Origin of the sequence: Pseudomonas baltica (genome assembly GCF_031880315.1) — a bacterium.
Taxonomy (GTDB): Bacteria; Pseudomonadota; Gammaproteobacteria; order Pseudomonadales; family Pseudomonadaceae; genus Aquipseudomonas.
On the sequence record NZ_CP134771.1, the window covers coordinates 5,972,015 to 5,995,297 of the forward strand.

At 63.1% G+C, this 23,283-nt stretch carries 20 protein-coding genes and 2 pseudogenes; 6 read left to right on the forward strand and 16 right to left on the reverse strand.

The genetic code is table 11. The features are described from left to right. Positions 1–193 precede the first annotated feature (193 nt). From REH34_RS27225 to ddlA, 4 genes and pseudogenes are all read left to right on the forward strand, one after another. Positions 194–2,725: an ATP-binding protein gene (locus REH34_RS27225; RefSeq protein WP_311969884.1), complete on the forward strand. Its 2,532-nt coding sequence runs from the start codon at positions 194–196 to the stop codon at positions 2,723–2,725. A 20-nt stretch (positions 2,726–2,745) separates the two neighbouring features. After that, positions 2,746–2,838 (forward strand): annotated as a pseudogene (locus REH34_RS27230) (LysE family translocator); the annotation flags it as partial. A 65-nt stretch (positions 2,839–2,903) separates the two neighbouring features. Next, on the forward strand, positions 2,904–3,329 hold the full coding sequence (locus REH34_RS27235; RefSeq protein ID WP_311969885.1) for a GNAT family N-acetyltransferase: 426 nt from the start codon (positions 2,904–2,906) through the stop codon (positions 3,327–3,329). 201 nt (positions 3,330–3,530) lie between these two features. After that, the gene (gene ddlA / locus REH34_RS27240; protein WP_311969886.1) at positions 3,531–4,625 is read left to right on the forward strand and encodes a D-alanine--D-alanine ligase; all 1,095 of its coding nucleotides are present in this window, start codon (positions 3,531–3,533) and stop codon (positions 4,623–4,625) included. An 11-nt stretch (positions 4,626–4,636) separates the two neighbouring features. On the opposite strand, the gene REH34_RS27245 is transcribed toward ddlA, so the two are convergent. From REH34_RS27245 to REH34_RS27260, 4 genes are all read right to left on the reverse strand, one after another. Next, positions 4,637–4,927 (reverse strand): chorismate mutase, encoded by a 291-nt coding sequence (locus tag REH34_RS27245; protein WP_311969887.1) that lies wholly within the window; start codon positions 4,925–4,927, stop codon positions 4,637–4,639. An 86-nt stretch (positions 4,928–5,013) separates the two neighbouring features. Next, complete coding sequence (locus REH34_RS27250; RefSeq protein WP_311972174.1) at positions 5,014–5,772, reverse strand: carbon-nitrogen hydrolase family protein; 759 nt, start codon at positions 5,770–5,772, stop codon at positions 5,014–5,016. A gap of 199 nt (positions 5,773–5,971) precedes the next feature. Beyond that, on the reverse strand, positions 5,972–6,811 hold the full coding sequence (locus tag REH34_RS27255; RefSeq protein WP_311969888.1) for a hypothetical protein: 840 nt from the start codon (positions 6,809–6,811) through the stop codon (positions 5,972–5,974). A gap of 120 nt (positions 6,812–6,931) precedes the next feature. Beyond that, positions 6,932–7,636, reverse strand: coding sequence for an SDR family oxidoreductase (locus tag REH34_RS27260; protein ID WP_311969889.1), 705 nt, complete (start codon positions 7,634–7,636; stop codon positions 6,932–6,934). A 111-nt stretch (positions 7,637–7,747) separates the two neighbouring features. On the opposite strand from REH34_RS27260, the gene REH34_RS27265 reads away from it, so the two are divergent. Next, positions 7,748–8,665, forward strand: a complete 918-nt coding sequence (locus REH34_RS27265; RefSeq protein WP_311969890.1) for a LysR substrate-binding domain-containing protein — start codon at positions 7,748–7,750, stop codon at positions 8,663–8,665. A gap of 84 nt (positions 8,666–8,749) precedes the next feature. Further along, positions 8,750–9,904 carry an alpha-hydroxy acid oxidase gene (locus tag REH34_RS27270; RefSeq protein WP_311969891.1) on the forward strand — a complete coding sequence of 385 codons (1,155 nt, stop codon included), beginning with the start codon at positions 8,750–8,752 and terminating at the stop codon, positions 9,902–9,904. Between the two features lie 88 nt (positions 9,905–9,992). Here the strand turns inward: REH34_RS27270 and REH34_RS27275 are convergent, their stop codons facing one another. The 12 genes and pseudogenes from REH34_RS27275 to REH34_RS27330 form a co-directional block, all read right to left on the reverse strand. Beyond that, on the reverse strand, positions 9,993–11,636 hold the full coding sequence (locus tag REH34_RS27275) for an acetolactate synthase large subunit (protein ID WP_311969892.1): 1,644 nt from the start codon (positions 11,634–11,636) through the stop codon (positions 9,993–9,995). 388 nt (positions 11,637–12,024) lie between these two features. Continuing rightward, the gene (gene yghU / locus REH34_RS27280; RefSeq protein ID WP_226502202.1) at positions 12,025–12,864 is read right to left on the reverse strand and encodes a glutathione-dependent disulfide-bond oxidoreductase; all 840 of its coding nucleotides are present in this window, start codon (positions 12,862–12,864) and stop codon (positions 12,025–12,027) included. A gap of 401 nt (positions 12,865–13,265) precedes the next feature. Next, entirely contained in the window at positions 13,266–13,586 is a 321-nt protein-coding gene (locus REH34_RS27285) for an AraC family transcriptional regulator (RefSeq protein ID WP_311969893.1), read from the reverse strand. Between the two features lie 88 nt (positions 13,587–13,674). Further along, positions 13,675–13,857, reverse strand: a pseudogene (locus tag REH34_RS27290) (transposase); the annotation flags it as partial. Positions 13,858–14,016: 159 nt separating this feature from the next. Continuing rightward, complete coding sequence (locus REH34_RS27295; RefSeq protein ID WP_311969894.1) at positions 14,017–15,285, reverse strand: MFS transporter; 1,269 nt, start codon at positions 15,283–15,285, stop codon at positions 14,017–14,019. A 42-nt stretch (positions 15,286–15,327) separates the two neighbouring features. Next, complete coding sequence (locus REH34_RS27300; RefSeq protein WP_311969895.1) at positions 15,328–16,308, reverse strand: nitronate monooxygenase family protein; 981 nt, start codon at positions 16,306–16,308, stop codon at positions 15,328–15,330. Beyond that, complete coding sequence (locus REH34_RS27305) at positions 16,305–17,225, reverse strand: SDR family NAD(P)-dependent oxidoreductase (protein ID WP_311969896.1); 921 nt, start codon at positions 17,223–17,225, stop codon at positions 16,305–16,307. The genes REH34_RS27300 and REH34_RS27305 overlap by 4 nt, the downstream gene beginning before the upstream one ends. A gap of 34 nt (positions 17,226–17,259) precedes the next feature. Then, positions 17,260–18,408 carry an acyl-CoA dehydrogenase family protein gene (locus REH34_RS27310; protein ID WP_311969897.1) on the reverse strand — a complete coding sequence of 383 codons (1,149 nt, stop codon included), beginning with the start codon at positions 18,406–18,408 and terminating at the stop codon, positions 17,260–17,262. Positions 18,409–18,411: 3 nt separating this feature from the next. Further along, entirely contained in the window at positions 18,412–19,176 is a 765-nt protein-coding gene (locus REH34_RS27315) for an enoyl-CoA hydratase-related protein (protein ID WP_311969898.1), read from the reverse strand. Continuing rightward, the gene (locus REH34_RS27320; RefSeq protein ID WP_311969899.1) at positions 19,173–20,243 is read right to left on the reverse strand and encodes an acyl-CoA dehydrogenase family protein; all 1,071 of its coding nucleotides are present in this window, start codon (positions 20,241–20,243) and stop codon (positions 19,173–19,175) included. Before REH34_RS27320 ends, REH34_RS27315 begins: the two co-directional genes overlap by 4 nt. Next, positions 20,240–21,121 (reverse strand): MaoC/PaaZ C-terminal domain-containing protein, encoded by an 882-nt coding sequence (locus REH34_RS27325; RefSeq protein ID WP_311969900.1) that lies wholly within the window; start codon positions 21,119–21,121, stop codon positions 20,240–20,242. Before REH34_RS27325 ends, REH34_RS27320 begins: the two co-directional genes overlap by 4 nt. Further along, positions 21,105–23,255, reverse strand: coding sequence for an acetate--CoA ligase family protein (locus tag REH34_RS27330; protein ID WP_311969901.1), 2,151 nt, complete (start codon positions 23,253–23,255; stop codon positions 21,105–21,107). Before REH34_RS27330 ends, REH34_RS27325 begins: the two co-directional genes overlap by 17 nt. Between the last annotated feature and the right edge of the window lie 28 nt (positions 23,256–23,283).

The following is a 23,283-nucleotide window of genomic DNA, read 5'->3' on the forward strand; positions in this document are numbered from 1 at the left end:
CGTTGATCCGTTCAATCAGAAGTTGACCCTATCCTGTGGCCAGCTGACGCACGGTACGGTAGCGTGTTGCATTGCAAGGTTATTGGCAGTCGGCAGGGAGCTGCGCCTGTTCGAACTACCGCCACCCACCGTGATCACATCTGCAGGTGCTTATGCCTCAATGTCACGCCCACAGGGACATCCGGGACGCTCCATGAGTCAAACTCCAACAGAGATTCTTCAGGCAGAGATCGATCGCCTCCGCGCGCAATTGCGCCGCATGCAGCCCGAGGTCGTGGCTCCCGGCCCCATTGACCTGGCGCAAAGTCAGCAACAGTACCAACAGCTGCTGGATGTGATCGACGAAGGTTTCTGCATTATCCAGATGAAATTCGATGAGCAGGGCCGCCCCTGCGATTACCTGTTTATCGAGACCAACCGTGCATTCGAAGGCCAGACCGGGCTGGTAGGGGCTCAAGGGCGGTGGATGCGCGATCTGGTCCCGGAGCACGACCAGCACTGGTTCGATATCTACGGCCAAGTGGCCAGGAGCGGCGAGTCGATCCGCTTTGAAAATCGCGCCGATGCTCTGGATCGCTGGTTTGCCGTACACGCGATTGCCTTGAACGACGGTACCGACCGGGTCGCGGTGCTGTTCAACGACAAGAGCGCGCAGTATCTGGCCGAGCAGGCGCTGCGCGAGAGCGAGGCCTGGTGGCGGGGGATTTTCGAGAAGCTCAACGACGGCTTCATTCTCGCCGAGTTGGTGCGCGATGCCGCCGGTACTGCCACCGACTGGCGGTTCCTCGATGTAAATCCGGCCTGGGGTCGCAACCTAGGCATCGACCATCAAGTCGCCAGGGGCAAAACGCTGCGTGAGGTATTCCCTGACATCGAAGGCTTCTGGATCAGGGCCGCAGCCGAGGCCGTGGCCAGCCAGCGATCGGCGGCGTTCAATCACCAGGTTGGCGAATTGCGGCGCTGGTTCGAGGGTCGGGTTCACCCCTTGGGTGGCGACCGCTTCACGATTATCTTCCAGGACGTGACCGAGGCCCATGCTGCGGCGGGCAGGCGTCAGGTGTTGCTGGAGTTTACCGACCAGCTGCGCGACATGCAGGACCCGGCCGAGATGGCCAAGACGGCCACCGCCGCGGTGGTCGAGGCGTTGAAGGCCGACGCCGCCTGTTACGTCTCGATCGCCGCGGGCGAGCGGCCGGTGGTGATCGGCGATTATCATGCGGCCGATCGCGCCAGGCCAGATTATGAAGAATTGCTCGGCACGTTTTTACCGTCGCGGGTATTGCTCAACGCCGACACCCGTGGCGATTCGCGCACGGCATTGCGCTCGGGCAGCCGCACGCTATCGATGATCAACATCCCGCTGATGGAGGCGGGTGTGCCTATCGCCGCCCTCTGCGTGCTGCACAACGAAGCCCATCCCTGGGAAGAAGCCGAGTCGCGGCTGGTGCGCGATATCGCCGAGCGCACCAACAGCGCCATCGCCCGGCGCAAGGCCGAGAACGATCTGCGCCAGCTCAACGCGTCACTGGAGCAGGCCGTCGTCGCGCGCACCGAAGACCTCCTGCGCTCCGAAGAACAACTGCGCCAGTCGCAGAAAATGGAAGCGGTGGGGCAGCTCACCGGCGGCATCGCCCACGACTTCAACAACCTCTTGACCGGCATCTCCGGCAGCCTTGAAATGATGCAGAACCGCATTGTTCAAGGCCGCTTCAATGAGCTCGATAAATACCTCGGCGCGGCCCACGGTGCGGCCCGCCGAGCGGCTTCGCTGACCCACCGCCTGCTGGCTTTCTCACGGCGCCAGACTCTCGACCCCAGGGCCACCGACATCAACCGTCTGGTGGCCGAGATGGCCGATCTGATTGCGCGGACCATGGGCCCGGCGGTCGAAACGCGGATGCTTACCGGCAACGCGATCTGGACCACCCACGTCGACCCCAACCAGCTGGAAAACGCCTTGCTCAACCTGTGCATCAACGCCCGTGACGCGATGCCGGACGGTGGCCGCTTGACGGTCGAAACGAGCAACCACACCCTGGATGCCAGGGCGGCCGCGGCCTTCGATCTGGCCCCTGGCAAATACGTGTCGCTGTGTGTATCGGACAATGGCAGCGGCATGAGCGCCGATGTCGCCGCAAGGGCGTTCGAGCCGTTCTTCACGACCAAGCCCATTGGCATGGGCACTGGCCTGGGCCTGTCGATGATCTACGGCTTCATTCGCCAGTCAGGTGGGCAGGCGAAGATCTATTCCGAACCAGGCAAGGGCTCGACCCTGTGCCTGTATCTGCCGCGCCATCTGGGCGAAGAACAGCTCGACGAGCCTTTGCAACTGACGCAAATGCCCCGCGCGGTCGACGGTGAGACCGTGCTGGTCGTCGATGACGAGCCGACGGTGCGGCTGTTGGTCACCGAGATTCTCGAAGAGTTGGGCTACCATGCCATCGAAGCGTCGGATGGCGTGTCCGGGCTGCGGATTCTCGAGTCCGATGTGCGTATCGATCTGTTGGTGTCCGACGTCGGGCTGCCTGGCAACATGAACGGTCGGCAGATGGTCGACCTGGCGCGGCATGCGCGGCCTGGGCTCAAGGTGCTGTTCATTACCGGGTATGCGGAGCAGGCGGTGATCGGCGATGGCAGCCTGGATGCCGACATGCATATCATGACCAAGCCGTTTTCGGTGGAAGGGCTGGCGGTACGGATCAAAGGGCTCATCGAACAAAACTGATGTTTCATAGGGAATTGGATATGCCGCACGTTTCGACGCTGTTGATGTTCGCGCTGGTTGCCTTGGGGATGGTGCTGACACCGGGGCCGAACATGATCTGGATCGGGTCTCGCCTTATGGACCTGAAGGATGTTCTGATGCGCCGACAAACAGTCACTTCTACCTAAAGGATTAGCCAATGAATACGCGTATCGAAATGGCGGTCCCCCCTGGGGACGTCGAGCGTTCGGCGATCCTCAAGCCGCTGCGGGCGTTCAATCATTCCCACTTGGGTGATCCCAACGCGCAGACTATCGCCTTGCTGGTGCGAGACGAACTCACCGACGAAATCATTGGCGGGCTGTATGGCGACATCTTTCATGGCTGGTTGTTTATCGAGTTGCTCGCCATACCGGAGCAAGCGCGAGGGCAGGGTACGGGCTCACGCTTGATGAACATGGCCGAGGAGGTTGCGCGCGACCGGGGCTGCGTCGGCATTTGGCTCGATACCTTCGATTTCCAGGCGCCGGCTTTTTATGAGAAGCATGGGTTTACTCAGTTCGGGCATCTCGACAGTTTCCCGGCGGAGCACAAGCGCTTCTTTTATCAGAAGCGATTAAGCTGATCCAATCGTCACGTCGGCCAGGTCCGTCGAGGTCCTTGACCGATCCATCTGCTGCATTATTTGGTGGTAGCGCTATTTAGAGCCACTTTCGCGACAGGGCCGGCCGTTACAGCGACTTGGCCGCTGCATTTCATTGAAGCCGAGCTTGGCCCGGTGCGCCGCTCATGGTAATAAGCCTTACCTCCAAAAGAGAGGCCGGTCATGAGCAAGCTGCAGGTAGGTATTATTTTTGGTGGCCGTTCGGCCGAGCACGAAGTTTCGTTGCAGTCCGCCCGCAACATCGTTGATGCCCTCGACCGTTCACGTTTCGAGCCAGTGCTGATCGGCATCGACAAGACCGGCCAGTGGCATCTCAACGACAGTTCGGACTTCCTCATCAACCAGGAAAACCCGGCGCTGATTGCGCTCAACCAATCCAATCGCGAGTTGGCGATCGTGCCCGGCAAAGCCAGCCAGCAATTGCTGGAGACCGGCAGCGAAGCCTTGCTCGGCCATGTCGATGTGATCTTCCCCATCGTCCATGGGAGCCTGGGCGAAGACGGTTGCCTGCAGGGTTTGTTGCGCATGGCGGACTTGCCGTTCGTGGGATCCGACGTGCTGGGTTCGGCAGTGTGCATGGACAAGGACATCAGCAAGCGCTTGCTGCGCGACGCCGGGATTGCCGTGGTGCCGTTCATTACCTTGAGCCGCGCCAATGCCGCGCGCATGCCCTTCGAGCTGGCGCAACAGAAGCTTGGGCTGCCGTTGTTCGTGAAGCCTGCGAATCAGGGTTCTTCCGTCGGTGTGAGCAAGGTCGGCAATGCAGCGCAATATGATGCGGCGATTGAACTGGCCTTGAGCTTTGATGAAAAAGTACTGGTGGAGTCCGCCATGACCGGCCGGGAAATCGAATGCGCCGTACTTGGCAACGATCAGCCGATCGCCAGCGGTTGCGGTGAAATAGTGGTGCGCGACGGATTCTATTCCTACGACAGCAAATACATCGACGACCAGGCGGCCCAGGTCGTGGTGCCGGCGGATATCAGCGTCGATGTCAGCGAGCGTATTCGCGCCTTGGCGGTAGAGGCGTTTGAAACGCTGGGATGCGCCGGGCTGGCGCGGGTCGATGTGTTTCTCACCGAGGACGGCCAGGTGTTGATCAATGAGGTCAATTCGTTGCCCGGGTTTACCCGCATCAGCATGTATCCAAAGCTGTGGCAGGCGGCGGGGATGAGTTACAGCGAGTTGGTCAGCCGCTTGATCGAGTTGGCGCTGGAGCAGCACGCGCGGCGGAAGGCGTTGAAGATCAGTCGGTAGCAGCCTGCGACCTATTTCAACGCACGGTCGCGGATGGCTTGATGATTGATCACCACTTCATCGATCACTGCCCTGAACACCCTTTGCACCAGTTGCTCGCTCAATCCACAGTGTGCTGCTAATTCGCAATACCGTTGTGCCTGCGCGGCTTCGCGAGCAGGATCTACCGCAGCCAGGCTCTGCGCAGCCTTGATATGCCCGACTTTTTCAGTCGCGATGAACCTCAGCCCAAGAATCCTGATGAGCTCTTCATCCAGGTCGTCGATTTCCGCGCGCAGATGCTGTAAGTCGTGGTCGCTCATGCAGGTTGCCTCAAGTATTTTTTAGCTCGTCGTCAGTATCGGTTAGCAAGATTCATGCGCAGTGCAGAATCACTGCCACGCGACGTTCACGCGTCGGGATCAATCAACGGCGCGTCAAGCCCCGCCCATCCCTCGAATTGTCTGGAAACCACCAGCAAACGATTGCCCGTGCCAGGGGTAGACGCAACGCACCGACCGCGCTCATCCCAGAACGTACTGCGCCCAGCCGCGGCCCAGCCACCGGTCGGGCCGCCGTGATTGGCCATGAGCACCGCCATGGCGTGGCGTTCAGCGTAGGACTGCAATAACGCGCTGTCGTGTGGGTAGCCGGTTTCGCCGATCAGCACGCTCGCGGCATACAGCTGTGCTCCCCGTGCTGCGGCGCGCTGTGCATGTTGCGGTTGACTGAAGTCGGCACACACCGACAGGGCGATGGGCACCTCGTACAGCTGCAGCAAGTCGCCGCCGTTGCCAACACTGAAGTATTGATCCTCGCCCGGATGCAGGTGCTGCTTGGTGTAGATCCCCAGCGAACCATCCGCATGCAGCATGAACGCTGCAATCAGCGGTTTCTCGTGATCTGGCGAGCGCAACGGCAAGCCCACCACGGTGGTCATCGACGCCTGCCTGGCCAGTGCTCGCAAGGGTGCCAACAGCGCGCAGTGCGCGTCCTGGGCCAAGGCGTCAGCCAGGGTCGGCTCATAGCCAGTGAGGGACAACTCGGGAAATACCAGCAACCCGACGCCCAGTGCTTGTGCGCGGCGCATGAATTTTTGGTGCAGCGCCAGGTTGGCATCGATATCGCCGGCCCGAACGGCGCATTGGGCCGCGGCAAGAATGGGTATCGACATCGACATCTCCATGAGTGATCAGCATCCCGATCGATGCGTGCCCGGATATCAGCCTGCGACAACGCGGCGAAGGCTGAATGATACCGGGCTGTTCACTGCTACGACAATGCGCACGGCGCCCAGTATTGTCTATCGTCATGGTCGACGGCGTACTGGGCAATCGCTCACGGGATGAGCCCGCCCTGAGTGGCGCCTATCGGGGTTTCGACGCTGCAGGGGTGAAGGTCAGCATCATAGGCTCGGCGCGCACTAGCACGGGAAACCCAGGCGCAGGCCCGAACGTGTCGCTGCTGCCGGCCACGTACCAGACATGTTCGATCTCGGTGAGCAATGCCTGATGGTCGACCTTGGGTTGAAGAGTATCCAGCACGATGCGCGCAGCGCAACTGAGCAGCATTGCGTTGGGTGCTTTCTGATTGAATAAGGGCCGCCCTTTCAGTTGCACGCTTGTCACATCGCCCGCGAAACCAACCTTGTAGTGCAAATCCACGCTGCCATCCGTGCCAAAGAGCGTTTGCACCGATTCAGAGTTGCCCGGTTGCAAGCTGCCGATATTGGCGGCGCCGCAGGGCGATTGCGGTTTTACCGGTTGCGCGATGCCTTGCGCCAAGGCGGTGACGCTGATCCCCAAAGAGGCGGGCGCATCGAAACGGCAGGCGTAGTTGTATTCCACTTTGTCGGGCCAGCGCATGCCTTCTTCGTGGGTGTAACGCAGCGCATCGCGCAACAGCTGCTCGTTATCCATGGCGCCACAGCTGCGGGTAAGGATGAGGGTACGGGTGACCTTGATGTCCTCGTCCTGATGCCAACCTACTTGTACGGTCCAGGTCATGTCAGCGCTGTCTCCGTAAGTCTTGCGCAACGTAGCGAGCGCGCGCTTCGAACATTCGGTACAGAGCGTGTGCCACTCGTTGCGCGTCTGCGTGTAGACCTCGTAACTCTTGAACGGCACTTTCCAGTCACCGCTGGCGACCAGATAGAGGCCGATCGAGAGTAGCAGCGTTATCAGCAGGGCACGGGTTCTACGGGGCATAGGTGCGGGCTCGGACGAGGATGTTTTGCTATCGGCCCGATCCTGCAAGGCTTTAGTTTCAGCACCTCGGCACGCTTTAATTCAGGTCCGGCGCAATTGCTGCGCCCCAGGCCTCGATCGTCAAACCGAACTCGTCACCCCACCATCGACCCGCAAGTTCTGCCCGGTGATATAACCCGCGCCTGCGCCCGCCAGAAACGCAATCACGCTGGCAACTTCTTCAGCGGTGCCATAGCGTTCCATCGGCACGCTTTTGCGGCGTTCATCCGTGCCCGGCAAGCTGTCGATCCAGCCCGGCAGAACGTTGTTCATGCGCACGTTATGCTTGGCGTAGCTGTCGGCAAAAATCTTGGTGTAGGAGGCCAGGCCAGCGCGGAACACTGCCGAAGTGGGGAACAGGTCGCTGGGCTCGAATGCCCAGGCCGTGGAGATGTTGACGATCGACCCGCCCCCCTGTTGCTGCATGACGGGTGCGACCAGTCGGGTAGCCCGCACCACTGGCAGAAAATACACGTCCAGGCCGGTGTGCCAGTCCTCGTCAGGGATCTCCAGGATCGGCGCGCGCGGGCCGTGGCCGGCGCTGTTGACCAGTACGTCGATCCGGCCCCATTGCGCCATGACCTTGTCGACCAACGCCTGGAGATCATCGACGCGCTGGTTCGAGCCGGTCATGCCGATCCCGCCCAGTGCCTTGCCGAGCGCTTCGCCCTTGCCTGAAGACGACAGAATAGCTACACGGTAGCCGTCGGCGGCCAGCTGACGGGCGGCGGCAGCGCCCATGCCACTGCCACCGGCTGTGATAATCGCTACTTTGTGGTCTGTCATGAGGGTTGCCTCTGGAATGGGAGTTGCGTCTATTAGGCCCGAATTACTGTAAATTCACTCACCATGATTAATCAGGTATTGCGGTAGAAAAACTACAGGGTAGGGTCCTCAATGAGCCATCCGGAAGGGCGCCGCGCCGCCTTCGCGGTCCACAATCACCTGCTGGCGCTGGAGGCGACCGCGAGGCTGGGCAGCTTCCGTGCCGCGGCAGAGGAGCTCTGTGTGAGCCAAGGCGCAGTCGCGCAGCAGGTGCGCGCCATGGAGAGCAAGCTGGGCGTGCAACTCTTCACGCGTTTGCCTCGTGGTCTGTCGCCCACCCCGGCGGCTGAGCAATACATCAGCCGCGTGCGCCTGGCGTTGAGTATGGTCGAGGACGCCACCCGTGAACTGCTGGCAGCGCACGACGGCAGCGATGCCCATCAGTTGACGCTCAGCACCACCGGCACCTTTGCCAGCCGCTGGTTGATCCCGCGCTTGCCCGGTCTGGGCCTCAAGCACCCGCATATTGCCTTACGGATCGACGCGTCCGAGGTCATCCGCCCGCTCGCCGGTCGCGGCGGGGTCGATATGGCGATCCGCTGGGGCACGCCGCCTTTTGCCCAAGGCGAAGCGCGCTTTCTGCTGCCGGGGCGCGCCATCGCCGTCTGCTCCCCTGGCCTGAAAGGGCTGGAGGCCTGGCACACACCGCAGGACCTGGCGCGCGCTCCCCTGATCACCGACAGCCACGCCAACTGGAAGCGCTGGTTCGAGACCTATGGCCACCCCGGTATGCCGTTCGCCGGGCCGTCGTTTTCCCAGACCAGCCTGGCGCTGGACGCCGCCGAACAGGGGATGGGGATCGCCTTGGTGCCCGAGCTGTTTGTCGAGTCGGCCCTGAGCAGTGGCCGACTGGTGCGCGTGCTGGACGATCACTATCCGCTGGATACGCGCCACGGTTTCTACATGGTCACCGCCGAGCCCGTCGCCGCGGATACCGCGTTGGGCACGGTGGTGGAATGGCTGATGGCGGAGGCGGCTGCCCATCGCTGAATATATCCATATGCCATCTCGCTATTTAGCGCCGCCGCCCACGCCCTTTATAGTCGCCGCTCGTTTGACTCGGCAGCCGCGACCATGACCACACGCCTTTCCCGCTACCTCTCGCTGGACGATTTCGAACTCGCTGCGCGCAAGCACTTGCCCAAGCCGCTGTTCGCCTATGTGCAGGGCGGCGTTGAGGATAATCAGACGCTGCTGGCCAACCGCGCGGTGTTCAACGATTACTTCCTCAAGCCCAACGTGCTGGTCGACGTGTCCCAGCGGGACCTGACGACCGAGTTGTTTGGCCATCGCTACGCTGCTCCTGTCGGCATCGCGCCCATGGGCATCGCCGCGCTCACGGGCTATCGCGGCGACCTGTCGCTGGCGCAGGCGGCGGCCGAGGCCAATGTGCCTTTCATCATGAGCGGGTCCTCGCTGATTCGTCTGGAGGAGGTCGTCGAGGCCGCTCCCAACACCTGGTTCCAGGCCTACCTGCCGGGTGACGCCACGCAGATCGCGCCGCTGATCGAGCGTGTGCGCAAGGCCCGGGTGCAGACGCTGGTGATCACCGTCGACACCCCGGTCAAGGCCAACCGCGAAAACAACGTGCGCGCTGGCTTCTCCACGCCGCTGCGACCCAGCCTGGCGCTGGCCTGCCAAGGCGTGACCCACCCGCGCTGGCTGCTGGGGACCTTCTTGCGCACCCTGGCCCACCATGGCATGCCGTATTTCGAAAACAACTACGCCACCCGTGGCGCGCCGGTGATGTCGTCGAGCGTGATGCGCGACTTCACCGACCGCGGTCACCTGCACTGGGGCCATGTGCGTGACATTCGCCGGCAATGGCCAGGCGCGATGATCATCAAGGGCGTGCTGACGGCAGCTGACGCGGCGCGTTGCAAAGAGATCGGCATCGACGGCGTGATCGTCTCCAACCACGGTGGTCGGCAGCTCGACGGTACGGTACCGCCGCTGTATGTGCTGCCCGACATCATCGGCGCCAGCGACGGCATGACGGTGATGCTCGACAGCGGCATCCGGCGCGGCACCGACGTGCTCAAGGCGCTGGCCCTGGGTGCCAAGGCGGCGTTCATCGGCCGCCCTTTCAACTACGCCAGTGCGGTGGGCGGGCAGCCTGGGGTGGCCCACGCCCTGCGCTTGATCGTCGATGAAGTGAGTCGTGATCTGGGCCTGCTAGGCATCACCGAGCTGGCCGCGCTGGGGCCGCAGATGCTGGTGCGGCGCTAGGGCGTGGGCGCGGAGCATAGATACGGCAGGTTGCTTTCAGCGGATTCGATCAGACACCCGCCGTTGCGGCGGGTGTTGTACAGGAAGCTTAAACAGCTGCGCTCAGCGCCTGAATATCCCGATGCAGAATCTGATCGTTTTCCGAGTAATCCACCGGGCAATCGATCACATGCACCCCTGGCGTCTGCAGGCACTGCGTCACCAACGGCGCGAACGCCTCGGCGCTTTCAACCCGATGCCCGAACGCGCCGTAGCTCTGCGCATACTTGACGAAATCCGGGTTGCCATAGTCCAGGCCGAAGTCCTGGAAGCCCATCTGCTGCTGCTTCCAGCGGATCATGCCGTAGCCGTCATCGCGCAACACGATCACCACCAGGTTCATCTTCAGGCGTACCGCCGTTTCGAGTTCCTGACTGTTCATCATGAAACCGCCATCGCCACACACCGACACGATCGGCGTGTCCGGGTACACCAGGCGTGCCGCCATGGCGGAAGGCAGGCCGGCGCCCATGGTCGCCAGGGCGTTGTCGAGCAGCACGGTGTTAGGCATGTAGGCTTTGTAGTTGCGCGCGAACCACAGTTTGTAGACGCCGTTGTCCAGCGCGACGATGCCATCGGACGGCAGCACCGAGCGCAGATCCGCCACCAGCCGCTGCGGGTACACCGGGAAACGCCCGTCGTCGGCGCCCAGCGCGACATGGGCCTCGTTGGCTTCGCGGATGGTCAGCATGCGGCTGAAGTCCCAGGTGTCCTGAACCTCGATTTTTTCCTTGATTTCCCAGATGGCATTGGCGATGTCGCCGACCACTTCGATCTGCGGGAAGTACACCGGGTCAACTTCAGCGGAGCGGAAGCTGATGTGGACCACCTCGGTGCCGCCACGGACCATGAAAAACGGCGGCTTCTCGATCACGTCATGACCGATGTTGACGATCAGGTCGGCGGACTCCAACGCACGGTGGACAAAGTCACCCGCCGACAGCGCGGCGTTACCGAGGAAGCGTGGATGGCGCTCGTCGACCACGCCCTTGCCCATTTGCGTGGTGACGAAGGGGATACCGGTCTTCTCGATCAGTTGGCGCAGCACCCGCGCGGTCATCTTGCGGTTGGCGCCGGCACCGATCACCAGCACCGGGCTGCGTGCGGCTTGGAGCTTGGCCACGGCGGCCTCGATGGCCTTCTGTTCGGCCACCGGGCGACGGCTCAGGCTTGGGGCGATGGGTGTGCTGTCGGTGAATTCGGCGGCTATGTCTTCCGGCAGCTCCAGGTGCACTGACCCTGGCTTCTCTTCTTCAGCCAGGCGAATCGCTTCACGGATACGCGAAGGGATGTTGTCCGCGGAGGCCAACTGGTGGGTGTACTTGGTCAGCGGCGCCATCATCCCGCACACGTCGAGAATCTGGAAACGCCCTTGCTTGGACTTCTTGATTGGCTTCTGCCCGGTGATCATCATCATCGGCATGCCGCCGAGATACGCGTAAGCACCGGCGGTCACCAGGTTGGTCGCGCCAGGGCCGAGGGTCGACAGGCACACGCCGGTCTTGCCGGTCAGGCGCCCGTAAGTGGCGGCCATGAAGCCCGCGGGCTGTTCGTGGCGGGTGAGGATCAGCTTGATGGACGAGCGCGAGAGCGAGTCCAGCAGGTCGAGGTTTTCTTCACCTGGGATACCGAAAACGTATTCAACGCCTTCGTTTTCCAGACACTTGACGACTAACTCGGCAGCTTTGAGCATGGTGGGGCGAGCCTCTTGAGGAGGGAGCAGGGGGAAGGTCGCGGTAGGGTGGCGGCCTTGGGGTGTTGATTGTGGTGGTTGGACATCATATGACATTAAGGTTTCACGAGGGGGCGCCGGGCAGGGAATTTTTTGCCGTACTGTTCTGACTTTTACGTCAGGCGGCGTTTGACCGCTGATTCGGACGCGAGGAGCACGACGAGTTTTACCGGCCGCCGCCTGGGTGAGCCCTCTTTCGAGGGCTATTCGACGCGCTGGAGGCCTTCCATGGCTGTGCCATTCGCTGGACGATCATCGCAAAACGGCGTGTTAATGCGCTTGAGAACAGCGCGCTGATTTCGTAGTCATGGGCCGCTAAGATGTGATGCCAGGCCTCGATTGCCCGATATCAATCCAGATCCGCCGCGTCATGCCGTTCCGGCACCTGAGTCGCCTCATCCCCCCATGTCCGGTTCACGCGCGTACCGCGAATCACCGCCGGGCGCTGGGCAATGGCTTCTGCCCAGCGCTGCACATGGGTATAACTCTTGGCATCCAGAAATTCCGCAGCCGAATACAGATCGCCGCGCACCAGCTTGCCGTACCACGACCACACGGCGATGTCGGCGATGGAATAGCTGTCACCCGCCAGGTACTCGCTCTCGGCCAGACGGCGGTCGAGCACATCGAGTTGGCGTTTGGTTTCCATGGTGAAGCGGTTGATCGGATACTCGAACTTCTCCGGTGCATAGGCATAGAAGTGTCCGAAACCGCCGCCGACGTAGGGTGCAGCGCCCATCTGCCAGAACAGCCAGTTCAGCGCCTCGGTACGCCCAGCCGCATCGGTAGGCAGGAAGCGGCCGAATTTCTCCGCGAGATACAGCAGAATCGAACCGGATTCGAACACGCGAATCGGCGGTTCGACGCTGCGGTCGAGCAGGGCGGGGATCTTGGAGTTCGGGTTGATATCAACGAAGCCGCTGGAGAACTGATCGCCTTCATTGATGCGGATCAGCCAGGCATCGTACTCGGCCTCGGAGAGCCCGAGTGCCAGCAGCTCTTCTAGGAGGATGGTGACCTTGATGCCATTGGGCGTGGCCAGCGAGTACAACTGCAGCGGGTGCTTGCCGACCGGCAGGACTTTCTCGTGGGTCGGCCCGGCGATCGGGCGGTTGATGCTGGCAAAATTACCGCCGACCGAGGTGTCGTTGCTCCAGACCTTGGGCGGGACGTAGGGGGCGTTGCTCATGTGACAGAAACTCCTGGTTCGCGGTATGCGGCCGGGCAGGCCGCAGGAAGTCGATGCCAAGCATACCGCCACACCTTGCGCTGGCGTCAACCTGCGAAAAAGTCGCGTGTGTGGATATTTGGTTATAAGAATTTATGAAGCTTAGCGGCCTGAGCGACAGAGCCATCGTTTAAGAGGACTAATGGTCCGTTCGCACGCATATTCGAAGTCAGTGCGTCCCCGAGGTACTCGAGTGCCGCCCCTAAGGTTTTGGATCTACTGCGCGACCTCCTATGGTGTGTAGTTCGCCGCTGCTAAGCATCGCTTCCGTTCGACATCTGCTTACTCACCTTCGGGCAGGTGCTAGCTGTCCAATTTTAGAGTCGCAGACATCTTGGGAAGAGGGCGTACTCGCTATCAGGCTACCCAGCCGCTATAACCGGTGTCTTCGTTCTTCCATACCTAGCCGGTGAAACCCCTGTATGGCGGGTGAACGCGACGGTAAAGGTGCTCGACGAACCATAGCCTGTACGCTGCGCCACTTCGCTGACAGCCATTTTGTCTTGACATAACCATTGCTTGGCCAGAGCCATGCGCCATGTCAAAAGGTAGGTCATGGGCGAGACTCCCATCACACGGCTGAAGCGCTCGAAAAAGCCCGATCGGGAGAGTGCAGCCTCCCTTGCCAGTTGTGCCACCGACCAAGCCCGTGCCGGATCTTCGTGAAATTTGCGCAGGGCCATGGCCGTCGGCCTGCACAGCATTGGCCCTGCACGCAAGTACGCTGGGGCATGTCGAACACCGCTAATCATTGTGATGGAACGGATGCTTCTCTTGCAGGTAGCGCGTCAGCGCTACCCGGCGTTTGAGGCTGTAATCCAGGGCTTTGGCCGTGGCCGAGCGCTCGGGCATTAGTTCGCGTTGGGCCAGCCTCCACGCATGCAGTTCTTCAGCGATGGGCACCGTTGTTTGCTGATGTGATCGCCACCGATCTTCATCGCTGACTTCCTTGGAGCATGTCGGGGCGGGACTATGAGGAAAGTCTTCTCCAGCGTGCAACCGAGTTGCACGGTTGGCTTCACAAAGGTGCCTTGCGGGCCACGCCGTCGCGGCGGGTCTAGATTCCCAAAGCTGATGGCAGGCGACGCCCGTTCGGGTATCTCGCATCTGCACTCAGGCTTTCTGCGGATCATGAATCTTGTCCCGAATGAAAAACGCCGGGATCAGACCAGTGATGACATACGCCACCCCCATCACGAGCATGCCTGCGGCAATCGACACCTGCGCGGCCAGCAGCCCGATGATCGCCGGCGCAAATGCCGCCCCAATCCGGCCGAAATTGTAGGCGCCACCGACCCCGGAGCCCCGCACCCGCGTCTCGAAACTCTCGGTCATATAGGTCGCGACCACCCCCACCGGAATCCCATAGATAAACCCGAAGAACACCAGCAGATAAAGAATATTCCCCGGTGAATTCAGATACACGATCGCCGGAATCAGCAGCGCCGTGCCGATACACCCGAACACAAACGAATTGCGCCGTCCGAGCGCATCGGACAGCACCCCGGAGCACACCTTGCCGACGATCATCGCCGCATAGGTGCCGACCATGTAGCCGGTCATGGCCTTGAAGTTCATGTGCAGCTCTTGCTCCAGATACGAGGGCATCCAGTTGTTGACCCCGTAATAGCCGAACTGCAAAAAGCCTGCGGTCAGGGTCCAGAGCATCAGCATGCGCCGCGCGGCCTTGTCGGCGAACAGGATCTTCAGCGAGTCGGGTTTCTTCACCACCACACCGCCACCTTCGCGCTTGAGGCGTTGGCGTTCGGCCTGGGCGGCCAGCCAGGCGGGCGGCTCGGGCACCAGCGGTTTGACGAACAGCGCCAGCACCACCGGCACGATGGCAATGAAGAACAGCCAGCGCCAGCCATGCTCGGGGATGATCGCGCCGGCCAGCAGCGTCGCCACCAGGTAGCCTACGGTCCAGCCGGCCTGCAGGGTGGCGAGCACGGTGGTGCGGTATTTGGTCGAGACGTATTCGGACATCAGCGTGTTGCAGGCCACGAACAACGAGCCGAGCCCCAGTGAGGCGAAGAAGCGCACTCCGGCGAACTGCAGGTAGCTGTGGGTGAAGCCCAGCATCGCGGTGCCGATGGAGAACACCAGGGTGGTCCAGAACACCACCTTGACCCGGCCGAAGCGGTCGCAGGCCCAGCCGCCGTAGATGCCGCCAATGGCCATGCCGGCGAGGGTGATGCTGCCCAGGCTGCCGGCTTCGAAGCTGCTCAGGCCGAATTCCTGGCGCAGGCTGCCGAGGCTGTAGGACAGCAGCATGAGGTCGGCGCCGTCGGCGAGCAGGCCGAGGAAGCAGAACACGAAGACGATGGCTTTGGTGTGCGTGGCGATAGCCTTGACGGGCGTTGAAGCAGCGAGCATGTCCATTATTTTTATTCTCTTGTTGAAGGGCTGCGACGCGTGTTGTGTCTACTCCACCAGCAGGCCTTGCAGGCGCTGGGTAATCAGGAGCCGGGCCTGGTCGACGATGCGCTGCACCAGGGCCTGGCAGGTCGGGATGTCGTCGATCAGGCCTTGCACCAGCCCGGCCGACCACACGCCGAAATCCGCGTCGCCGGTGGCGTAGACCTGGCGACCACGCTGACCTGAAACCAGGTGCGCGAGCTCTTCGAACTTGGCGCCACGCGCCTCCATGGCCCGTACCTCCTGGCTGATGACGTTGCGTGCGACCCGCGCGGTGTTGCGCAGGCTGCGCAGGATCAGGTCGGTGCTGCGTTCATCGTTGGCCACCAACGTGGCTTTGACGTGGTCATGCACCGGCGCCTCCCGGGTACACAAAAAACGCGTGCCCATGCTGATCGCGTCCGCGCCTAGCGCCAGTGCGGCGACCAGGCCACGGGCATCGGCAAACCCCCCGGAGGCGATCAGTGGCACGCTCAAACGCTGCGCTGCCGCCGGGATCAGCACCAGCCCTGGCACATCGTCCTCGCCGGGGTGGCCGGCGCACTCGAAGCCGTCGATGGACACCGCATCCACCCCCAACGCCTGCGCTTTGAGGGCGTGGCGCACCGAGGTGCATTTGTGGATGACCCTGACGCCGTGGGCGCGCAGCACGTCAATGTGCTCCTGCGGGTTGCTGCCGGCGGTTTCGACGATGCCGACGCCGCCTTCGATGATGGCCGCGCAGTATTCGCTATAGGGCACCGGCTTGAGGGTCGGCAGCAGGGTCAGGTTGACCGCGAAGGGGCGATCGGTCAGGCCTTGGCAGCGCTGAATCTCCCGCGCCAGGTCTTCGGGGGTCGGTTGCGTCAGTGCCGACAGCGTGCCCAGCGCCCCGGCGTTGGCCACCGCCGCAACCAGCTCGGCCTTGGCCGCCCATTGCATGCCGCCTTGCATGATCGGGTGCTGGATGCCGAAGGTCTCGGTGAAGCGCGTCTTGAAGGTGCTCATACCGGGTCCCACGAGAACACGTCGGCGCTGGCGTCCAGCGGCAGGAAGCTGCCGCGCAGGGCCGGCATGCCGTGCTCGGCGATCTGCTGCGGGGTCCAGCCGTCGCTGCGTTGCACGCTGCGCAGCGGCCGGCTCTGGCTCATCAGGAACAGCTCGTTGTTGCGCGCGGCGAACACCTGGCCGCTGACGTCCTTGGCCGCGTCGCTGGCCAGGTAGACGGCCAGCGGTGCGTTCTTGTCCGGGGTCATCTGCTGCAGGCGCTCGACCCGGGCTTTCTGCTCAGGCGTGTCGGAGGGAATCGAGCTGGTCATGCGGCCCCAGGCGAAGGGTGCAATGCAGTTGGAGCGCACGCCAAAACGCTGCATGTCCATCGCAATGGTTTTCGACAGGCCGACGATGCCAAGTTTGGCCGCCGAATAGTTGGCCTGGCCGACGTTGCCGATCAGCCCCGAGGTGCTGGTCATGTGCACGAAGGCACCGCTTTGCTGTTCACGGAAATGCTCGGCGGCGGCGCGGCTGACGAAGAAACTGCCGTTGAGGTGCACGTTGATCACGGCCAGCCATTGTTCGGGGCTCATCTTGTGGAAGATCGCGTCGCGCAGGATACCGGCGTTGTTGACCACGATGTCGACGCGGCCGAACGAGTCCAGCGCGCAGTCGACGATGCGCTTGGCGTTGGCCCATTCCGAGACGCTGTCGGTGTTGATCACTGCCTCGCCGCCGGCTTCGCGGATAAGGGCCTGGGTCTGCATGGCCGGGCTGTTGGAACCGCCTTCGCCTTGCAGCGATACGCCGATGTCGTTGATCACGACCTTGGCGCCAGCGGCGGCCATGGCCAGGGCGATCGCCTGACCGATACCGCTGCCGCTGCCGGTGACGATTGCGACTTTGCCTTCAATCGATGGGGAGGTGCTCATGATTGGGTGTCCTTGTAGTTATGCAAAATGACAATCACGCGGCCGGCAGATCCAGCACCTGCTTGGCCAGAATGTTGCGCTGGATCTCGTTGCTGCCGCCGTAGATGGTCGCGCACAGCGACTGGATGAACAGCCCGGCGGGATACAGCGCGGCGTCTTCCGGAATCGGGTCGAGCAGGGCTGCCGCTTCGCCAGCGGTCTGCAGTGCCAGTTCGTTGATGCGCTGGAACAGCTCGGACTGGAAAATCTTCAGCATCGACACCTCGGCCCCCAGCGGCTGCCCGCGGCGCAGGGCGTCGGCGAACGATTCGTACAGCGCGCAATGGCAGTCCAGGTCGAGCTGCAGGTCGGCGAAGCGCTGGCGGAACACCGGTTGCTGCCAGGCGCCATTGAGTTTGGCCAGGCGCGCCAGACGATCCAGCGAGTGGGTCGACTGCTTAGGTGAACCGAGGAAGATGCGCTCGAAACCCAGCAGTGCCTTGGCCATGCTCCAGCCCTGGTTGAGCTCGCCGACCAGGTTGGCCTTGGGCACTTTCACGTCGGTGAAAAACACCTCGGCGAACTCGTCGTGCAGGTCGAGGTTGAGGATCGGCCGCACCTCGATACCGGGAGTGTCCAGCGGCACCAGCAGGAAACTGATGCCGGCCTGAGGCTTGGCCGTGCGATCGGTGCGCACCAGCATGAAGATCCAGTTGGATTCGGTGGCCATGGTGGTCCAGATCTTTTGGCCACTGACGCGCCAATGGTCACCCTCATCCACGGCTTCGGTGCGCAGGCTGGCCAGATCCGAACCGGCATTGGGCTCGCTGTAGCCCTGACACCAGAGGTGTTCGCCACTGAGGATGCGTGGCAGATGAAAGGCCTTCTGCTCTTCGCTGCCATAGCGCACCAGCATCGGCCCGAGCATGGTCAGACCACTGTCGGGCAAGCGTGCGCAGCCGTGGCTTTCCATCTCTTCCATCATGATCAGTTGCTTGGCCGCGCTCAGGCCCATGCCACCGTATTCCGGCGGCCAGCCGGGGGCCAGCCAGCCTTTTTTCGACAGCAGCTGATACCACTCGCGGCTCTCCTCGGTGCCCATGCGTTTGCGCGGGTTGCGCTTGGTGGCCGGGTAGTTGGCCTGCACCCAGCCGCGTACCTCGGCGCGGAAATGACTGTCGTCCAATGCGTTGTAATCGGTCATGGTTCAGGCTCCGGTGAATTCGGCTGGGCGCTTGCCCAAAAAGGCCGCCTTGCCCTCGGCGTGGTCGCGGCTGAGGAACAGCTGGCTTTGCAGCTCCAGTTCGCGGTCCAGTTGGGCGTCGAGCCCTTCGGCAAGCACCGCCTTGGTCAACGCTAGCGGCAACGGCGCGAGTTTCTCCAGCACCTGCGCGCGGCCCAGGGCGACTTCGAGCGCTTGGCCGACGGGCACCAGGTGGTCGATCAGGCCGAGCTTGTCGGCTTGGGTGGCGTCCCATTTCTCGCCATAGAGCAGCACCTGGCGCGCGCGGCCGCGGCCGATGCGCTGGGTGAGGGTGTGCAGCACGCCCATGTCGGCCATTAGCCCGACCTGGCCGAAGCTGGCGACGAAGCGCGCGCCAGCGCCGGCCACGACGGTGTCGCAAGCCATGGCCAGTGACAGCCCGGCACCGGCGGCCCAGCCCTCGACGGCGGCGATCAGTGGCTTGCTCATGCCGACCATCTGGCGGATCAAACGGTGGCTGCGGCGCATGCGTTCACGGCCGGCGGCCAGATCAGTGACGTGCATATCGGTGATATCGCCGCCTGCGCAAAAGTTGCCGTCGACGCCGGTGAGGATCACGCAGCGCACGTTCGCGTCCTGCTCAGCGCGGACCAGGGCGGCGCACAGCTGCTCGCGCAAGGCCAGGGATACCGAGTTGCGCCGCTGCGGGACGTTGATCGAGAGGATGCGTGTGCGGCCGCGGTCTTCTTCGAGGATGGCCTGGCTCATGCCTGCACCTCGGCGAATACCTGGTGGATGTAACGCGCCTGATGCTGCTCCAGCGTGCCGCCGCTATTGATCAGCACCAACGCCTTGCGCAGGAACAGGCCGATGTCGGCTTCGTCGGTGTAGCCGATGGCACCGTGCAGCTGAATCGCCTCGCGGCAGACCTGCAATGCCGCGCGGCTGCTGCGCAGCTTGGCAGCGCTGACCTGGCGTTGGCGGGCGTCGGCGGCGATGCCTTCATCAATGCGTACGGCGGCCTGGGTGATGATCGCTCGACTCAATTCGATCTGCAGTATGAGGTCGACGCAACGGTGTTGCAGGGCCTGGAAGCTGCCGATGGCATGACCGAACTGGCGGCGTACCTTGAGGTAGTCGAGGGTGCGTTCGAAGGCGCCTTGCATGCAGCCGAGCAGATAGGCGGCGGTGCCCAGGGTGGCCTGGTCCAGCGCCTGTTGCAGGGTGGCGGCGGACATGTCGAGCAGGCGCCCCGGTGCCTGGGTGAATTTCAAGCGGGCGCTGTGGCCACCATCCTGAGTGGCGGCCTGTTGGATTTCTACCCCGCCGGCGCGCACATCGACCAACGCCAGGCCGTGATCGGTGTTCAGCACGAAGGCATCGGCGCAGGCGCCGAGGGCCACGTCGTGCAGCTCGCCACTCACGGTACTGTCGCGGTACTGCACGCTAGCGCGCTGGTGCAGCCCGGCGGGCAGTGTCAGGTGCGTGCCGCTCAGTTGCGCAGCCAGCAAATCGGCAGGCAACAGCGCGGCGGCCAACGTGGCGTCGATCAGCGGCTCGGGTGCCAGGCCGCGGCCCAGTTCCTCCAGCAGGGCAATCGACTCGGCCTGGCCCAGGCCGCTGCCGCCACGTGCTTCGGCCAGGCTCAAGCCCGTCCAGCCTTGCTCGCACAGGGCCTGCCACGGGCCGCGCAGTGCGTGCGGCGCAGTGAAGCGCAGGGCGCGGATGCGGGACAGATCGCCGTCACGCGGCACCACAGCCGCGGCGCTGTCGCGAATCATATTGAGGCGTTCAAGGCGTTCGTAATCGTCGGGCGTATTCAGGGCCTGGTTCATGAGCGATGCTCCTTCTTCAACTCTGATCTGTTCAACACCAATCTGCCGTTGTTGAGCACCACGACATCGCGCTCCACCACTCGGGCGCGGAAGGAGCCGTCGTTCCAGATTTCGGTGCGCAGGGTTTCGCCCGGGTACACCGGCGCGCTGAAGCGCACTTCGAGGCTGTGCAGCAGCTCGCTGCGGTAGTCGGCGAGGACTTCGAACAGCGCCTGAAACGAGATCGCCAGGGTGCACAGTCCATGCAGGATCGGCCGTTCGAAGCCAGCGCGAATTGCCACGTCGGGGTTGGCGTGCAGGGGGTTGTCATCACCGTTGAGGCGATAGTAGAGCGCCTGTTCCGGGCGGGTCGGGTGGTCGATCACGCAGTCGGGCGTACCCTCGGGCATCGCATGCGCGGCACGCACCGGGCCGCTGGGCGCGCCGCAGCCACCGTCACCGCGCAGGAAGGTGGTACTGGAGGTGATAGCGAACACTTCCCCGCTGGCGGCGTCCACCAGTTGTTTATCGCTGTAGAGCAGGGCGCCTTTGCCGGGGCCTTTGTCGACCAGCCCGGTGACGCGGGTGCGGCCGATGATCTCGCCAGCCACCGGAATGGGTTTGTGCCATTCGATACGTTGTTCGCCCAGCACCAGTTTCAGCGCATCGACGCCGGTGGCTGGATTGCCCAGCCAGAAGCCGGGGTAGGCGAGCACCACGGGGAAGCACGGGTGGGCCTGAAAATCGCGGGCCGAGTCGACGAAATCCAGTTGCTTGCGGTCGAGCGGGTCTGCGGCCATGCCCACCGACAATGCATAAAAGGCGGTGTCCTGGCGGCTCAGGTGCTGGTGCACATCCGGGATAGGGTAATTCAGCAGAGTCTCAGGATTGAGTGGCATGGGGCACCTCTTGGCTGATGATCACCGCATCGGCGGCGAACGCGCCTTGGCCGGCGGGCATGGCGAACACCGGGTTGAGGTCGACCGATTGCAGGCTGTCGCCCGCGCGCCAGGCGAACTCGGAGAGCTTCGCGAGCATCTGCGCCAAGGCGTCGATGTCCACGGGTGGGCGGCCACGGGCACCCAGCAACAGAGGCGCGCCCTTGATGCTGCGGATCATCTTCTCGGCCTCAGTGGCGTCGAACGGGCAGCGCCGCAGGACCACGTCCTTGAGCACTTCGACAAAGATCCCGCCGAGGCCGAAGACTGCCACCGGGCCGAACATCGGGTCGCGCTGGATACCCATGAAACACTCGACGCCGCCACTCAGTTGGCGGGCCACCAGGATGCCGTCCAGATGCGCATCGGGGGCGTGCCGGGCGGCGCGTTCGAGCAACGTTGCGTAGCCCTCCTGGGCCGCCTGCGGGCCGGCGATATCGAGCAGCACGCCGCCGATCTCGGATTTGTGCAGGATATCGGCCGAAGAGATTTTCATCACCACCGGGTAGCCGATCTGGCTGGCGAAACGGGCCGCCTCGGCTGCGCTGTCGACGACTTTTTCGGCGGCACTGGCAATGCCGAATTCGCCGAGCAGAGTCTTGGCCTCGGCCTCGCTCAGTTTGCCGGATGGCAGGTGCACGGCGGGCAGGTCGGGCTTGCTCGGCAGCAGGCGGTCGAAGGCCTCGCCCAGTTGGCCCATGGCGTGAATGGCGGTGACCGCCTGGGTCGGATCCTCGAACAGCACGAAGCCTTCGTTCTCGTACGGCACCACTTGCTGTGCGTCGCCGATCAGCGAGACCACGAAGAGCGTCTCGGGGTGAGCATCCTTGACCTTTTTCAGCTCCGCGCACAAGCGTGGCGCAATCGACGGCACGGTGCCGGCCTGGCTGAAGAACGCCAGCACCGAGCGGTAGCCGCCATCACTGATCAGGCTTTCGGTGAAGCTGCCGGCCAGGGAAATGTCATTGAGCACGTGGGCCGTGAAGTCCACCGGATTGATCGGCGAACAAAACGATAGCTGTTCCTTGAGCTTCGCCTGGGCGGCGACGGGCATGGGCGGCATTGGCAGGCCGAGGTCCTCGGCGGCGTCGCTGACGATGATGCCGGCGCCGCCGCTGATGGTGACCATGCCCAGGCTGTTGCTGGCCGGATAGATGCGCCGGGTGGCGGCGTAGGCGATATTGAGCATCTGCGCACCGCTGTCGGCAAGGAACACGGCGTAATCGCCGAGGACTGCCTTGAATACTTTGTCGTCACCGGCCAGCGACGCCGTGTGGGACATCGCCGCTTGCTGGCCGAGCGCACTGCGCCCGACTTTTTGCAGGATCACCGGCTTGCGCGCCCGGTGCGCCGCTTCCAGAGCATGGATGAAGCTGTCGACGTCGCGGATCGATTCGGCGTAGGCCATGACCACATCGACGTCGGGGCTGTCGACCAGCCAGCCGATCCCTTCGCCCAAAGTGATATCGGCTTCGTTGCCCGTCGAGATCATCAACGGCGTGCCGAGCCCGCGCGCCCGCGACAGGCCGAGCATGTGCGCGGCGTAGGCGCCGGACTGCGAAGCGATGCCCACGCGGCCTAGCAACGGGAAGCCGCGCTCCAGGCCCGAGGCGAAGGTGCCGTAGTAGCCCAGATTGGCATTGAACACACCCGCGGTATTGGGGCCGAGCAGGCGCATATTGTGGCGGCGCGCCTCGAGCACCAAGGCATCCTGCAGCGCCACGCCATCACCGCCCACTTCACTGAAGCCTGAGGAGAACACCAGCGCGCTCCGGGTGCCACGTTCACCCAGGGCTCTGAGGGTGTCGAGCACCTGCGTGGCGGGCACCGCGACGATGGCGGTATCCGGCGCCTGGGGCAGATCCGCGACGCTGGCGTAGGCGCGGATGCCCTGGACTTCCTGGCGGTTGGGGTTGACCGGCATCAGCACGCCCTCGAACCCCTGGCGCAACATATAGGAAATGGGGCGCCCGCCGATGCGGGTCGGGTCTGAGGAAGCGCCCACCACGGCCACCGAACGCGGTTGCAGCAGGGGAGTGAGGCTGTCGAATCGTGACCGGTCGCGGTCATCTGCATTGTTTTTATTGTCGTGCATGTCGTCACCTGTGAAGGGGGCTGGCGGA

Excerpts from the sequence above, each read along its gene's own strand:
- REH34_RS27300 (WP_311969895.1), bottom strand. The coding sequence starts at position 16,308 with ATGAGCACCTTCAAGACGCGCTTCACCGAGACCTTCGGCATCCAGCAC.
- ddlA (WP_311969886.1), top strand. The coding sequence starts at position 3,531 with ATGAGCAAGCTGCAGGTAGGTATTATTTTTGGTGGCCGTTCGGCCGAG.
- REH34_RS27285 (WP_311969893.1), bottom strand. The coding sequence starts at position 13,586 with ATGGCCCTGCGCAAATTTCACGAAGATCCGGCACGGGCTTGGTCGGTG.
- REH34_RS27295 (WP_311969894.1), bottom strand. The coding sequence starts at position 15,285 with ATGGACATGCTCGCTGCTTCAACGCCCGTCAAGGCTATCGCCACGCAC.
- REH34_RS27310 (WP_311969897.1), bottom strand. The coding sequence starts at position 18,408 with ATGACCGATTACAACGCATTGGACGACAGTCATTTCCGCGCCGAGGTA.
- REH34_RS27235 (WP_311969885.1), top strand. The coding sequence starts at position 2,904 with ATGAATACGCGTATCGAAATGGCGGTCCCCCCTGGGGACGTCGAGCGT.
- yghU (WP_226502202.1), bottom strand. The coding sequence starts at position 12,864 with ATGAGCAACGCCCCCTACGTCCCGCCCAAGGTCTGGAGCAACGACACC.
- REH34_RS27255 (WP_311969888.1), bottom strand. The coding sequence starts at position 6,811 with ATGCCCCGTAGAACCCGTGCCCTGCTGATAACGCTGCTACTCTCGATC.
- REH34_RS27265 (WP_311969890.1), top strand. The coding sequence starts at position 7,748 with ATGAGCCATCCGGAAGGGCGCCGCGCCGCCTTCGCGGTCCACAATCAC.
- REH34_RS27245 (WP_311969887.1), bottom strand. The coding sequence starts at position 4,927 with ATGAGCGACCACGACTTACAGCATCTGCGCGCGGAAATCGACGACCTG.
- REH34_RS27260 (WP_311969889.1), bottom strand. The coding sequence starts at position 7,636 with ATGACAGACCACAAAGTAGCGATTATCACAGCCGGTGGCAGTGGCATG.
- REH34_RS27275 (WP_311969892.1), bottom strand. The coding sequence starts at position 11,636 with ATGCTCAAAGCTGCCGAGTTAGTCGTCAAGTGTCTGGAAAACGAAGGC.
- REH34_RS27225 (WP_311969884.1), top strand. The coding sequence starts at position 194 with ATGAGTCAAACTCCAACAGAGATTCTTCAGGCAGAGATCGATCGCCTC.
- REH34_RS27330 (WP_311969901.1), bottom strand. The coding sequence starts at position 23,255 with ATGCACGACAATAAAAACAATGCAGATGACCGCGACCGGTCACGATTC.
- REH34_RS27320 (WP_311969899.1), bottom strand. The coding sequence starts at position 20,243 with ATGAACCAGGCCCTGAATACGCCCGACGATTACGAACGCCTTGAACGC.
- REH34_RS27325 (WP_311969900.1), bottom strand. The coding sequence starts at position 21,121 with ATGCCACTCAATCCTGAGACTCTGCTGAATTACCCTATCCCGGATGTG.
- REH34_RS27270 (WP_311969891.1), top strand. The coding sequence starts at position 8,750 with ATGACCACACGCCTTTCCCGCTACCTCTCGCTGGACGATTTCGAACTC.
- REH34_RS27315 (WP_311969898.1), bottom strand. The coding sequence starts at position 19,176 with ATGAGCCAGGCCATCCTCGAAGAAGACCGCGGCCGCACACGCATCCTC.
- REH34_RS27305 (WP_311969896.1), bottom strand. The coding sequence starts at position 17,225 with ATGAGCACCTCCCCATCGATTGAAGGCAAAGTCGCAATCGTCACCGGC.